The following is a 12,387-nucleotide window of genomic DNA, read 5'->3' on the forward strand; positions in this document are numbered from 1 at the left end:
CCGTGGTGGCGGTCGGCTCGGGTGCGGACTCGGTCGGGTCCGGCGCAGGGTCCGTGGCCGGCGCGCTCGTGGACGGACCGGACGCGCTCGTGGACGGACCGGACGGGCTCGGGGACGTCGGGGTCGGGGACGTCGGGGTCGGCGTCGCGGAGGTCGGCGTCGGGTCGGGGGTGCTCGGCGTCGGACTGCCGGATCCCGTGCCCGACGGCGAGGACGAGGTGGGGGGAGACGACGGGGAGGACGGCGTGGCCGAGCGGGTGGGCGCGGGGGCCGAGGAGGACGGGGCCGTGCTGCTCGGCACCGGGGTGGTCACGCTGGGCGTCGGGGCCGCCGTGTCGGCGGGCGCGGACGGGGGCGGCACGGGTGCGCCGGTGGCCTCCTCCGTCCACGAGGACGTCTCGGGCTCCGGCTCGGGGGCGGGCTCCGGCTGCTGCTCCTCGGGGGTCGGGGTGGAGCGGTCCGGCAGACGCAGGTCGGCGGGGGCGGAGGCGGCGTCCGCGGCGACGTGGCCCAGGTCGGACAGCCAGGCGGTCGCCGTGTCCCGAGGGATCCGCACCGTCAGCACGCCCGCGGCGGCCGGCGCCATGGACGCCTGGTCCGCCTCGAGCATCAGGCTGCCGTCCGGCAGGAAGACCACCGCGTCCCAGACGCGACGGTTCTCCACCTGCTCCGGGGCGTCGACCGCCGAGTCCAGGCGCGAGCCGATCACGTCCGGGTCGTTGGCCATGCGCTGGCGCACCTCGGCGCGGAACGCGTCCCAGCCGTCGGGGGTGAAGAGATCGGCGGTCTCGAGCACGCGGTCCTCGCGGGCCGAGTACCAGATCACGTGCGAGGTGGACACGGAGTCCGTGCCGCGCCGCTCCGTGGCGAGCAGTCGGGCCGCGGCGATGTCCTCGGCCACGACGGCGAGCTGCGGCTGGATCTCCAGACGCGGGTCCGCGCTCGGGTCGGTGTCCCGGCGGTACTGGTCGATCTGGGCGCGCACGGCCTCGGCCATGGCCTCCGTCCAGGCCGGCGCCCCGGGCACCTGCAGCCACGCCCCGTGGTGGTCCGGGTCCTCGCCCTCGAGCACGGCGACGCTCGCCTCCGGCACCCGCTCGAGGTCGTGCGAGGGGACCTCGACCGTGAACGGGGCCATGTCCATGGACGGCAGGGCGGAGGCCGCCGTCGTGGCGGGCGCAGGCTCAGGCTGCGGCTCGGTGCGGGCACAGGCGCTCAGCGTCACCAGGGCGACGGCGGCCAGGCCGAGGGCCGCGCGGCCACGGCGGGGGGAGGGCAGGACGGGGTGCATGCGATTCACTTCCGGTGGTCGGAGGACTCCAGGATGGCCTCGACGCGGGCGGCCATCTCGTCCGCGGTCGGCGGGCGCCAGTCCGGGTCGTTCCGGCGGCGGGCGTCACGGCGCAGGCGCAGGACCACCCAGATCGCGAGGAAGGCCAGGATCAGGACCAGGACGATGTTGGAGAAGACGTCCGCGTACTCGGAGACGACGTGGAACCGCTCCCCGAGCGCGTAGCCGCCGTAGACGAAGATCGCGTTCCAGATCAGGGAGCCCAGCGCCGTGAACAGGGTGAACTTCGCGAGGTTCATCCGCTCGATGCCCGCGGGGATGGAGATCAGGGAGCGGAACACGGGGACCATGCGGCCCAGGAACACGGTCCAGTAGCCGTATCGGATGAACCAGCGCTCGGTCTTGGCCACGTCCTCCATGTCCACCAGCGGCATGCGGTCCGCGAGGCGGTACATGCGGTGGCGGCCGAGCCACGCGCCGAGGCCGTAGAGGGCCAGCGCTCCGAGGATCGAGCCGACCGTCGCCCAGACCAGCGCGGCATGCGGGCTGAAGGCGCCGCCGGCCGCGGTGAAGCCTGCCAGGGGCAGGATCACCTCGGACGGGATGGGCGGGAAGATGTTCTCCGCGAAGACGGCCAGGCCGACGCCGATCGGGCCGACCGCCTCCATGATGTCCACGACGATGTTGCCGAGCCAGCCGTAGTCGGTGGGCGCGGCGGCGGCCACGGTCAGGGGTGCGACGAGGGGGAGCATGCGCCCCATTGTCCATCATCGACCGCCTCCGCGACGTGGTGGAGGCGCCGACGTCGTCCGCTCTGCGCGCACAGCCGCGCCTCCGGGCGGGCGGGAGCGGGCTGCCGTTGGTACTGTCGGAGGTGCAGACCGCTCACCGACCGTTCGCGCCACACCCCACTCCACGTGCGTGCCGCGGGCCCTACTGGAAGGAAGACTCCATGAGCATCGTCCAGATTCCGCTGCGCCTGGCCTCCGGCGCGTTCATCCTGAACTCCGGCCTGAACAAGCGCGGCATCTCCGCGGAGCAGGCCCAGGGCCTGCGCGACATGAGCGCCCGCGGCCTGCCCGCGCTGGCCAACCTGTCACCGGAGCAGTTCAAGAAGTTCCTCGTGACCACCGAGATCGGCGTGGGCTCGGCCCTGCTGGCCCCGTTCGTCCCGGGCTGGCTCGCCGGCTCCGCCCTGACCGCGTTCTCCGGCGGCCTGTTCTCCATGTACCTGAACACCCCGGAGATGACCGAGGCGGACGGCGTGCGCCCGTCCCAGGAGGGCACCGCCGTCGCCAAGGACATCTTCCTGGTCGGCTCCGGCCTGGCCATCGCCGCCGACTCCGTGGCCAACCGCCCCGGCAAGCGCCGCAAGGCCGCCAAGAAGCGCGCCGCCCGCATCGAGGGCGCCCGCGACGCCAAGGTGCAGGCCATCCGCGACGCCCAGGACGAGAAGGTCGCCGCGATCCACGCCGCCCGTGAGGAGCAGGTCGCCGCGCTGCGCGAGGCCCGTGACGAGCTGAAGAAGCTGCGCAAGAAGGCCTGACGCCCCCGCCGCATGCCTGAGGGGCCCCGCCCGGACCACGGTCCAGGCGGGGCCCCTCACGCATGCGCCCGCCCACCGGGGCACGGCGGGCGGGCAGGCTCAGAGATCGATCTCGGTGGGGTGCAGCACGCGGCGCAGGAAGTCCTGGGTGCGCGGCTGCTGGGGATCGGAGATCACCGCGGCGGCCGGGCCGGCCTCCACCACGACGCCGCCGTCCATGAACACGACCCGGTCGGCCACCTCGCGGGCGAAGCCCATCTCGTGGGTGACCACGAGCATGGTCATGCCGTCGCGGGCCAGCTGACGCATGATCCCCAGGACGTCGCCGACGGTCTCGGGGTCGAGGGCCGAGGTGGGCTCGTCGAAGAGCATCAGCTGCGGGTCCATGGCCAGCGCACGGGCGATCGCCACGCGCTGCTGCTGACCGCCGGAGAGCTGGTCCGGGTAGCGGTCCTCGAGCTCGGCCAGGCCCACGCGGGCCAGCTGCCGACGGGCGACGTCCACCGCCTCGGCCTTGCCCCGCTTGAGCACCTTGAGCTGGGCCACGGTGCAGTTCTCCAGCACGGACAGGTGCGGGAACAGGTTGAACTGCTGGAACACCATGCCCACGTGCCGGCGCAGCACGTCCAGGTCCACGTCCTCGTCCGTGACCGTGAACTCACCGACCGTGACGACGCCCGAGTCGGGCTTCTCCAGCAGGTTCACGCAGCGCAGGAGGGTGGACTTGCCCGAGCCGGACGGGCCGATCAGGCACACGACCTCGCCGGGGGCGACGTCGAGGTCGATGCCGCGCAGCACGTGGTTGGCGCCGAAGGACTTGTTGAGGCCGGCCACGTGCACGCCGGCGGCGTCCGCGGCGGCCACCGCGCCGAAGGATCCGGTGATGGGGTTCTGCTGGGCCATCTCAGTGCCCCTTCTTGGTCGAACGGGCCTCGAACCGGCGGGCCAACAGGGACAGCGGCACGGTGATCACGAGGTAGAACAGGCCGGCCACAAGGATCGGCGTCATGCCGGCGTCGAGGGCGGAGATGCCGTCGCGACCGAACTTGGTGAGCTCGTACTCGTGCGCGGCCAGGCCGAGCACGTAGACCAGCGAGGAGTCCTTGGTCAGGAGGATGACCTCATTGGTGAGCGGCGGCAGCACGATGCGGAACGCCTGGGGGATCACGATGGTGACCATGGCCCGCCACGTCGGCATGCCGAGGGACCGGGCCGCCTCCATCTGGCCGCGGGGCACCGCCTGCAGGCCGGCACGCAGGGTCTCGGCGATGTACGCGGCCGAGACCATGCCCAGGGCCACCATCACGACGACGGGGATCGGCCAGGACACCCCGAACGCGAAGGGCACCCCGTAGCCGAAGGCGAGGAACACCAGCAGCGCGGGGACGCCGCGGAAGAACTCCACGTAGGCGGTGGCCAGCCACCGGTACGGGCCGAACGAGCTCAGGCGCATGAGCGCGAGCACGATGCCGCCCAGCAGGCCGACGACGAACGAGGTGACCGTGTAGAACAGCGTGTTGCCCAGCCCCACGAGGATCACGTTGGGGAACATCGGGGCCACGGCGGGGAAGTTCAGGACGTTCTCGGCGAGCGCGCCCCAGTCGATGAGGACGGCCAGGACGACGAGGGCGAGGACGAAGACGGCCGCCTGGATGATCAGGGACAGCCGACGACGGCGGCGCGCGCGGCCGGGCTTCATGGCCGGTGCCGGCGAGACGGGGGCCTGCGTGCTCATCGGTAGTCCTCCTGTGCCTGACCGAACCAGCGCTCCTGGAGCTCGGCCACGGTGCCGTCGTTGCGCAGCTCCTGCAGCGCGCGGTTCACGGCGGAGCCGAGCTGCGCCTTCTGCGGGCCGACCGCCATGCCGAGCTGCTCGCCCGTGGGCAGCGACTCGACCACCTCGAAGCGATCGTCGTCCTTGAGGGAGTAGAGCAACACGGACTGGTTGCCCAGGGCGGCGTCCACGGTTCCGGCCTGCAGGGCCTGGACCTGCATGCCGCCGTCCTCGAACTGCACGGGGCTCAGGCCGTTCTGCTGGGCGTATTCGTCGCCGGTGGTCGCGGCCTGCACGCCGATCCGGCGGCCCTTCGCGGAGTCGACGTCGGTGATGCCGGAGCCCTTCTTCGCGACCAGGACGAGGTCGTCGTCGAGGTAGGGGAGGGTGAAGGCCATGACGCGCTGACGGGCCTCGGTGATGGAGATCGACGAGGCGTTCACGTCGCAGCCGGTGAGCGAGGCACCCGACTCGATGGCCTCGAAGGAGGAGTCGATCACGTTCACCCCGAGGCCCAGCTTCTCCGCCACCGCCTCGACCAGCTGGATGTCGTAGCCGGTCAGCTCACCGTTCTCCTCGAACTCGAAGGGCGGGTAGGGGACGTCGGAACAGACCGTCAGGACGCCGGGCTGGACGAGGCCGTACGAGGTGCTCAGGTCGTCGTCGGACACGATGCCGGCGGATCCGGCGTCGCCGCCGAGGACGGCGCAGCCGGTGAGCAGCGCCGCCGACGCGGTGAGCCCCACGGTGCCGAGGAGGCGGGAGTGGATGCGGGTCATGGAGGGCCTTCTGTGTCGCCGTCGGGAGGGGGCGGGTCGGAGGGAGCCGGCAGAGTGACGTGTTCCGCCGTGATTGGTGGTCATCGTAGTGCGTCGGGCCCGTCGCGGGCGCCGGGAGACGGCTCGTCGCCGCGGAGCGAGCCGATCGACCGGTGGCCCTGCCGCGACCCGCCTCCGCAGGCGAAAGCTGGCCCTGCGCTGTGGGGATTGTCAGGCTGGTCACATCGTCGTCACCCGGTCTGAGAGGTCTCTCATGCTCCGCCCCGCCGCCCCCGCTCGCCCCGCCGTCGCCCTGTCCCTGCTCGCCGTGGGCGCCCTCGCGCTCGTCGGCTGCGGCGGGGGAGGCGGCGAGGCCTCGTCCTCCTCGGCCGACGCGTCCGAGTCCGCCCCGACGGGGGCCGGCTCGGACCTCACGGACGAGCAGGAGGAGCGCGTGGAGGCGCTCGAGGACGTCCTGCTCACCCCGGAGACCGCGCCCGGCGGCGTGTTCACGGGCATGGAGACCCAGGCCGGCGGCGGCGAGCCGATCAGCACCAGCCTGAGCCTGACGGGCGTCACCCCCACGGGCGCCTGCGCGGACCTCATCGAGCAGATCAACACGCAGCAGGTGCCCGGGCTCGGCGGTGCGCTGGCCCAGTACGAGGTGGACCCGGCCGCCGTCACCGGCCTGGCCGGTTCCCAGGCCGGGGCGTTCGGCATGGTCGCGGTCACCGACGACGGCACCGATCTGCTGGCGCCCTTCGGCAAGCTGGCCGACACGTGCGGCACGTTCGGCGACCCGGACGGCGTCCAGGCGGCCTTCACGAAGGTGCCCGGCGTGCCGGACGCGGTCCACATCGCTCTGGGGAACTCGGGCATGGACACGGCCCTGTTCACCATGACCGTCGGCGGCGTCACGGACGGGGACGAGCTCGTGTACCTCGGCATGGTGGGCCTCGACGAGGAGATCGCGGCCGAGACGCTGCGTGCCCAGGTCGAGGCGTTCGAGGCCCGGGAGCGCTGACCTGTCAGTCGTCGGGCCGGGACGTCGGCTCGAGGCGGGCGCCATCGTCGGACACCGGGTCCGCGTGGAACGGGCTGCCCGAGCTGACGTCCTCCGGGTCCCGCCGCCCCGACTCGACCGCGAGGAGGCGCCCCTCCTCGGAGAGCAGGGGTGTGGCCTCGATCGTGAGGTCCTCGCCGGCGCGCACGGCGTCGGCCACGAGCCGGGCCAGGCGGCGGTTGCGGGCCTCGTGCCGTTCGGAGGCCTCGAGCACCGCGGTGTGCCGCGTCGCCAGCTGGATCTCGACGGAGGCGTCGATGCCGACGGCCAGCTGGCGGGCACGCAGCACCTCCGCGTCGAAGGCGGCCCCGGCCAGCAGCACGATGCACGCCACCCACGCGAGGGCGAGCACGCCGATCGCGGAGTTGATCCGCCCGACCACGGCGAACTGGCCGAACCGGTCCGTGATCCAGCCCAGGGCCACGGTGGCGCCGAAGAGCAGGACCACCACGGCCACGGCGCCGAGCGAGAGCGGGCGGTAGCGGGGCTGCCGGACGTTGGGCCCCAGGCGGTAGGCGAGGGTCACGATCAGGGCGATCACCACGAGGATGACCGGCCACTTCACCACGTTCCACGTCTGGACCGTCTCCTCCGGCAGGCCGACGGCCTGGCCGAGGCGCAGGGAGAGGTCGCCGCCGACGACCACCAGGATCGTGATCAGCACGGCGCCGAGCATGAGGGCGAGCGTCTCGACGAAGACCACGAGGCGGAAGTGGAGGAAGGGCCGGCCCTCGCGGGTGTCGTGGATGCGGTGCATGGCCCGGTGGAACGCGCCGACGGCGCCCGAAGCGGACACCACGGTGCCGACGGCCCCCAGGACGACGGCGCCGGTGCCGGGCCCGGCCGAGCCGAGGGTCAGGATCCATTCGCGGACGACGTCGGGCGTCAGCGACGGCCAGATCTCGGCGGCCAGGTGGGCCGCGGCGTCCACGGTCTCCTCCTCGACGCCCAGCAGCGAGACCACGGAGAGCAGGGCGATGACGGTGGGCAGCAGGGACAGCGCCCCGAAGAAGGTCATGGCGGCGGCCACATCCCAGACCTGCAGCTCGAAGAGCCGGTGCAGGGTGCGGCGCAGGACGTACAGCAGGGACACCCGCGGTCGGGTGTACGTGCGGAGGCGCCGGGGCGCCGCTGTGGAGCCGGCCATGGCACCAACGTACCGGCGCGAGGGGGAATAGCCCTGGTGCGTGGAGGGTTGAGCTATATAGACTCAACTTCGTCTGCGGCGGGAACGGCCCGCGGTCGACGGTTGTCCGACACCCCGGGACACGGGAGAGAAGGAGCCAATAGTCCATGGATGCCAAGTTCACCACCAAGAGCCAGGAGGCGCTCTCGGCTGCGGCCATGAACGCCTCCACCGCCGGCAACCCCCAGGTCGAGCCGGCCCACCTGCTGAAGGCCCTGATGGACCAGCGGGAGTCCGTCGCCGTGGCCGTCCTGAAGGCCGCCGGGGCCGACCCCGACGCCGTCTCCACGGCGGCCTCCTCGGCCATCCGACGCCTGCCCTCCACCCAGGGCAGCACGGTGGCCCAGCCCCAGTTCTCGCGCGCCGCCCTGCAGGTCGTGCAGAACGCGCGCACCCAGGCCGAGCAGCGCTCGGACGAGTTCGTCTCCACCGAGCACCTGCTGCTCGGCGTGGCAGCGGACTCCGGCGAGGCCGGTGAGGCACTGCGCTCGAACGGGGCGAGCCTCGAGGCGCTCGCCGCCGCCCTGACCCTGGTGCGCGGCGACTCCCGCGTCACCACCCAGGACCCGGAGACCACCTTCCAGTCCCTGGAGAAGTACGGCACGGACCTCACCGAGATCGCCCGCTCCGGCAAGCTCGACCCGGTGATCGGCCGCGACGCCGAGATCCGCCGTGTGGTGCAGGTGCTCTCGCGCCGCACCAAGAACAACCCCGTGCTCATCGGCGAGCCCGGCGTCGGCAAGACCGCCGTCGTCGAGGGCCTGGCCCAGCGGATGGTGGCCGGGGACGTCCCCGAGTCCCTGCGCGGCAAGACGCTGATCAGCCTGGACCTGGGCGCCATGGTCGCCGGCGCCAAGTACCGCGGCGAGTTCGAGGAGCGCCTGAAGGCCGTCCTCGAGGAGATCAAGGCCGCCGAGGGGCAGGTCGTCACGTTCATCGACGAGATCCACACCGTCGTGGGCGCGGGCGCGTCCGAGGGCGCCATGGACGCCGGCAACATGCTCAAGCCCATGCTGGCCCGCGGCGAGCTGCGCCTGATCGGCGCGACCACCTTGGACGAGTACCGCGAGAACATCGAGAAGGACCCCGCCCTGGAGCGCCGCTTCCAGCAGGTCTTCGTGGGCGAGCCCAGCGTGGACGACACGATCGCCATCCTGCGCGGGCTCAAGGAGCGCTACGAGGCCCACCACAAGGTGGCCATCGCCGACTCCGCGCTCGTGGCCGCGGCCACGCTGTCCCACCGGTACATCACCGGCCGCCAGCTGCCGGACAAGGCCATCGACCTCGTGGACGAGGCCGCCTCACGCCTGCGCATGGAGATCGACTCCGCCCCGGAGGAGATCGACGTCCTGCGCCGCCAGGTGGACCGCCTGACCATGGAGGAGCTCGCCCTCGAAGGCGAGACGGACCCCGCGTCCATCGAGCGGCTCGACGCCCTGCGCGCGGAGAAGGCGGACCGCGAGGAGGAGCTCACCGCCCTCACCGCCCGCTGGGACGCGGAGAAGGCCACCCTCAACCAGGCCGGCGACCTGCGCGCCAAGGTGGACGAGCTGCGTTCGCTCGCCGAGAAGGCCCAACGCGACGGCGACCTCGCCGAGGCCTCCCGCCTGCTGTACGGCGAGATCCCCGCGCTGGAGAAGCAGCTCGAGGAGGCGGACCGCGCCGCCCGCGAGGCCGACCGCTCGGCCACCGAGCCGATGGTCTCCGAGGAGGTCACGGCGGACGACATCGCCGAGGTGGTCTCCGCCTGGACCGGCATCCCCGCCGGGCGCATGCTCACCGCCGAGTCCGAGAAGCTGCTCACCATGGAGGAGCACCTCGGCGAGCGGCTGATCGGGCAGCGGGACGCCGTCGTCGCCGTCGCGGACGCGGTGCGCCGCTCGCGGGCCGGCATCGCGGACCCGAACCGGCCCACGGGCTCGTTCCTGTTCCTGGGCCCCACGGGCGTGGGCAAGACCGAGCTGGCCAAGGCGCTCGCGGAGTTCCTCTTCGACGACGAGCGCGCCATGGTGCGGATCGACATGTCCGAGTACGCGGAGAAGCACTCCGTCTCCCGCCTGGTCGGCGCCCCTCCGGGCTACGTCGGCTACGACGAGGGCGGCCAGCTCACGGAGGCCGTGCGGCGTCGCCCGTACTCGGTGGTGCTGCTGGACGAGGTGGAGAAGGCCCACCCCGAGGTCTTCGACATCCTGCTCCAGGTGCTCGACGACGGCCGCCTCACCGACGGCCAGGGCCGCACCGTGGACTTCCGCAACGTGATCCTGATCCTCACCTCGAACCTGGGCTCGCAGTTCCTCGTGGACCCGACCCTGGACGAGGCCGCCAAGCGCGAGTCCGTGATGTCCGTGGTGCGCGGGGCGTTCAAGCCCGAGTTCCTCAACCGCCTGGACGAGATCGTGCAGTTCGACGCGCTCACCGTGGCCGAGCTGACGCGGATCGTGGACCTGCAGGTCGAGTCCCTGCAGGCGCGCCTGACGGACCGCCGCCTCACCCTCGAGGTGTCCGACGCCGCCAAGGCGTGGCTCGCCGCGACCGGGTTCGACCCGGCCTACGGCGCCCGGCCCCTGCGCCGCCTGGTGCAGCGCGAGATCGGCGACCGCCTGGCCCGCGGCATCCTCGCCGGGGAGATCGCGGACGGGGACACCGTGGTCGTGGACCGTGTCGAGGGCGAGAACGGCCTCACCGTGACCCGGAAGGGCTGACGCCGGGACCGACGGACCGAGGGCCGTGCCCACCCCCGTGCTCGGGGGCGGGCACGGCCCTCGGCCCGTCCACGGGCGAGGTTCAGAAGGTGCCCGGTGTCGCGTCCCGCACGCCGCTCCAGCTCACGAGGCCGAAGGCCACGCACGCCGTCAGCGCCGTGTAGAGGACGATGGCGACGGCCTGCCACGCCATCACACGGTGCCGGTTCGCCCCGAAGGACACCATGGCCGGGGCCGCCACGTGCCCCGGGATGAGGAACCAGGGGCCGAGCAGGCTCAGCCCGGGCACACCCCACGCCTCGAAGCGACGGTGCAGGTGGACGTGGCGCTCGGCCACCGGGGTGCCGGGGCCGGTCGCCGGAACCGCGGCGTCGGCGGCCACCCCACGGCGCGCCGTGACGGCGGAGCGCACGCCGTGGGCCGCGTAGACCAGGAGCGCGACGGCGAGGAGGTTGCCCAGCACGGCGGCGGGGATGGCCACCCACGGGTGCACCCCGACGACGACGCCGATCAGCCCGGCGCCCTCGCCCTCGACGAACGGCACGAGGCCGGCAAGGAAGACGCCGAGGCCCTGCAGGCCGTCGGGCAGTCCCATCACGAACTCGCGTGCGGTGTTCATCAGGTCCATCGTGACCACGTTCCTCTCCAGCGATCTCGTTCGGGAAACCATCGCGTTCCCCGTCGTCGTTCGGGATCCGGTCGGGCTCCCGAGCCCTGACTCCAGCCTTCCGGCCGCCGCCCGTCCTCAGAAGTGCCGTGCGGTCACCTCCGCCCGGGCAGATCCGCACGGCGGACCATGACAGTTGTCACGCCCGTAGGGTGAGGCCCATGAGGATCGAGGGGAACCACGACGACGGCCGCCCGGCCCCGCCGGCCGCCGCGCCGGGGCGCCGTCCGACCGGTGCCCTGCCCACGGCCAACCCGGCGGGCATGCGGTCGGCCGGGCCCACCGGGCCCGGCCCGTACTCCGGCGACCTCACCGGCGCGTGGTGGTACACCTGGACCGGCTTCCTGCTCTGCGTCCTGATGATCGCCGGCTTCTCCGCGTTCGGCCCGCTGTCCCACCTGCGGGAGCACCTGGAGGCCGGTCACACCGAGCAGGTCGTCGCACTGGCGGTCCTGCTCCTGCTCCACGTCCTCGGAGTCGTCGGCCAGCTGCACGTCGCCCGCCACTTCCAGGCCCCGCCGCCCGAGGAGACGGAGGGGCCGGTGTTCGGCCGGCGGGACCTGGCCTGGCTGTTCGGCCCCACCGTCCCGCTCGCGCTCGCCGGTGCCGTCTTTCCGGCGCTGGGGCTCACAGGGACGGGCACGTGGTGGGCCCTGCCCCTCTGGCTGTCCTCCCTCGTCCTCGCCCTGCTGGTGCACCCGTGCCGGCGGCGTCCCGTCCTCTGGGGCGGCTTGGCGGCCTCACTCGTCCTCGGGGCGGCGGCGGTCCTCCAGGATCCCGCGGGGCCCGCCGACACGGCCGTCGGCTTCCTCGTCTGGTGCGTGATCACCGCCTGCATGATCGTCCCCACGGTCTGGTTCTGGAGACTGATGCAGCGCCTCGACAACGCCCGGCGGCAGGCCGCGGACCTCGCCGTCACCCGCGAGCGGCTGCGCTTCGCCGCCGACCTGCACGACGTCCAGGGCCACCACCTGCAGGTCATCGCACTCAAGGCCGAGCTCGCCGAGCGCCTGCTGGCCAAGGGCCGGACCGAGGACGCCGAAGCCTCGCTCCACGAGGTGCGCGAGCAGGCCCGGGAGGCGCTCGCCGAGACCCGGGCCCTCGTCCGCGACCTCCGCGAGGTCTCCGCCGAGCGCGAGCTGGTCAACGCGAAGGAGGTGCTCACCGCCGCCGGCACCGCCACCGAGGTCGGCGCCGACCCGCACCTGGGCCCACTCGGCACGGCGGCCGGCCGTCTGGTCGGTCTGGCCGTCCGCGAGGCCACCACGAACATCCTGCGCCACGCCTCGGCCGGCCACGCCCGCATCGAGCTCACCGCGGCCGGCCCGGACGCCGTGCGCCTGGTCATCGTCAACGACGGCGCTCCCACGGCGGACGCCGGCACCGGCGGCACCGGGCTG

At 73.1% G+C, this 12,387-nt stretch carries 11 protein-coding genes; 4 read left to right on the forward strand and 7 right to left on the reverse strand.

The genetic code is table 11. The features are described from left to right. Together HMPREF3105_RS09605 and HMPREF3105_RS09610 are read right to left on the reverse strand one after the other, a co-directional pair. The coding region (locus tag HMPREF3105_RS09605) for a hypothetical protein (protein WP_070709411.1) at positions 1-1,291 on the reverse strand (1,291 nt) is incomplete at its 3' end. A gap of 5 nt (positions 1,292-1,296) precedes the next feature. After that, the gene (locus HMPREF3105_RS09610) at positions 1,297-2,043 is read right to left on the reverse strand and encodes a DedA family protein (RefSeq protein WP_070709413.1); all 747 of its coding nucleotides are present in this window, start codon (positions 2,041-2,043) and stop codon (positions 1,297-1,299) included. A 200-nt stretch (positions 2,044-2,243) separates the two neighbouring features. Here HMPREF3105_RS09610 and HMPREF3105_RS09615 point away from each other — a divergent pair, with 200 nt between their 5' ends. Next, entirely contained in the window at positions 2,244-2,837 is a 594-nt protein-coding gene (locus tag HMPREF3105_RS09615; RefSeq protein WP_020626481.1) for a hypothetical protein, read from the forward strand. 99 nt (positions 2,838-2,936) lie between these two features. Here HMPREF3105_RS09615 and HMPREF3105_RS09620 read toward each other — a convergent pair whose 3' ends face one another. From HMPREF3105_RS09620 to HMPREF3105_RS09630, 3 genes are read right to left on the reverse strand one after another with little or no spacing between them, the layout of a single operon-like run. Continuing rightward, the gene (locus HMPREF3105_RS09620; RefSeq protein WP_070709415.1) at positions 2,937-3,740 is read right to left on the reverse strand and encodes an amino acid ABC transporter ATP-binding protein; all 804 of its coding nucleotides are present in this window, start codon (positions 3,738-3,740) and stop codon (positions 2,937-2,939) included. 1 nt (position 3,741) lies between these two features. Next, positions 3,742-4,572 (reverse strand): amino acid ABC transporter permease, encoded by an 831-nt coding sequence (locus HMPREF3105_RS09625; RefSeq protein WP_020626482.1) that lies wholly within the window; start codon positions 4,570-4,572, stop codon positions 3,742-3,744. Continuing rightward, positions 4,569-5,390, reverse strand: coding sequence for an ABC transporter substrate-binding protein (locus HMPREF3105_RS09630; protein WP_036314235.1), 822 nt, complete (start codon positions 5,388-5,390; stop codon positions 4,569-4,571). The genes HMPREF3105_RS09625 and HMPREF3105_RS09630 overlap by 4 nt, the downstream gene beginning before the upstream one ends. A gap of 253 nt (positions 5,391-5,643) precedes the next feature. Here HMPREF3105_RS09630 and HMPREF3105_RS09635 point away from each other — a divergent pair, with 253 nt between their 5' ends. Then, positions 5,644-6,393 (forward strand): hypothetical protein, encoded by a 750-nt coding sequence (locus HMPREF3105_RS09635; protein WP_243733625.1) that lies wholly within the window; start codon positions 5,644-5,646, stop codon positions 6,391-6,393. 4 nt (positions 6,394-6,397) lie between these two features. Here HMPREF3105_RS09635 and HMPREF3105_RS09640 read toward each other — a convergent pair whose 3' ends face one another. Continuing rightward, positions 6,398-7,579, reverse strand: a complete 1,182-nt coding sequence (locus tag HMPREF3105_RS09640; RefSeq protein ID WP_070709417.1) for a YihY/virulence factor BrkB family protein — start codon at positions 7,577-7,579, stop codon at positions 6,398-6,400. A gap of 146 nt (positions 7,580-7,725) precedes the next feature. Here HMPREF3105_RS09640 and clpB point away from each other — a divergent pair, with 146 nt between their 5' ends. Further along, the gene (gene clpB / locus HMPREF3105_RS09645; protein ID WP_070709419.1) at positions 7,726-10,320 is read left to right on the forward strand and encodes an ATP-dependent chaperone ClpB; all 2,595 of its coding nucleotides are present in this window, start codon (positions 7,726-7,728) and stop codon (positions 10,318-10,320) included. A gap of 82 nt (positions 10,321-10,402) precedes the next feature. Here clpB and HMPREF3105_RS13300 read toward each other — a convergent pair whose 3' ends face one another. After that, a complete protein-coding gene (locus tag HMPREF3105_RS13300; RefSeq protein ID WP_168168011.1) occupies positions 10,403-10,939 on the reverse strand; it encodes a hypothetical protein in 537 nt (178 codons plus the stop codon). Between the two features lie 209 nt (positions 10,940-11,148). On the opposite strand from HMPREF3105_RS13300, the gene HMPREF3105_RS09655 reads away from it, so the two are divergent. Then, the coding region (locus HMPREF3105_RS09655) for a sensor histidine kinase (protein ID WP_070709423.1) at positions 11,149-12,387 on the forward strand (1,239 nt) is incomplete at its 3' end.

The organism is Micrococcus sp. HMSC31B01 (assembly GCF_001816085.1).
Classification (GTDB): domain Bacteria; phylum Actinomycetota; class Actinomycetes; order Actinomycetales; family Micrococcaceae; genus Micrococcus; species Micrococcus luteus.

Excerpts from the sequence above, each read along its gene's own strand:
- HMPREF3105_RS09630 (WP_036314235.1), bottom strand. The coding sequence starts at position 5,390 with ATGACCCGCATCCACTCCCGCCTCCTCGGCACCGTGGGGCTCACCGCG.
- HMPREF3105_RS09635 (WP_243733625.1), top strand. The coding sequence starts at position 5,644 with ATGCTCCGCCCCGCCGCCCCCGCTCGCCCCGCCGTCGCCCTGTCCCTG.
- HMPREF3105_RS13300 (WP_168168011.1), bottom strand. The coding sequence starts at position 10,939 with ATGAACACCGCACGCGAGTTCGTGATGGGACTGCCCGACGGCCTGCAG.
- HMPREF3105_RS09610 (WP_070709413.1), bottom strand. The coding sequence starts at position 2,043 with ATGCTCCCCCTCGTCGCACCCCTGACCGTGGCCGCCGCCGCGCCCACC.
- HMPREF3105_RS09620 (WP_070709415.1), bottom strand. The coding sequence starts at position 3,740 with ATGGCCCAGCAGAACCCCATCACCGGATCCTTCGGCGCGGTGGCCGCC.
- clpB (WP_070709419.1), top strand. The coding sequence starts at position 7,726 with ATGGATGCCAAGTTCACCACCAAGAGCCAGGAGGCGCTCTCGGCTGCG.
- HMPREF3105_RS09625 (WP_020626482.1), bottom strand. The coding sequence starts at position 4,572 with ATGAGCACGCAGGCCCCCGTCTCGCCGGCACCGGCCATGAAGCCCGGC.
- HMPREF3105_RS09615 (WP_020626481.1), top strand. The coding sequence starts at position 2,244 with ATGAGCATCGTCCAGATTCCGCTGCGCCTGGCCTCCGGCGCGTTCATC.
- HMPREF3105_RS09640 (WP_070709417.1), bottom strand. The coding sequence starts at position 7,579 with ATGGCCGGCTCCACAGCGGCGCCCCGGCGCCTCCGCACGTACACCCGA.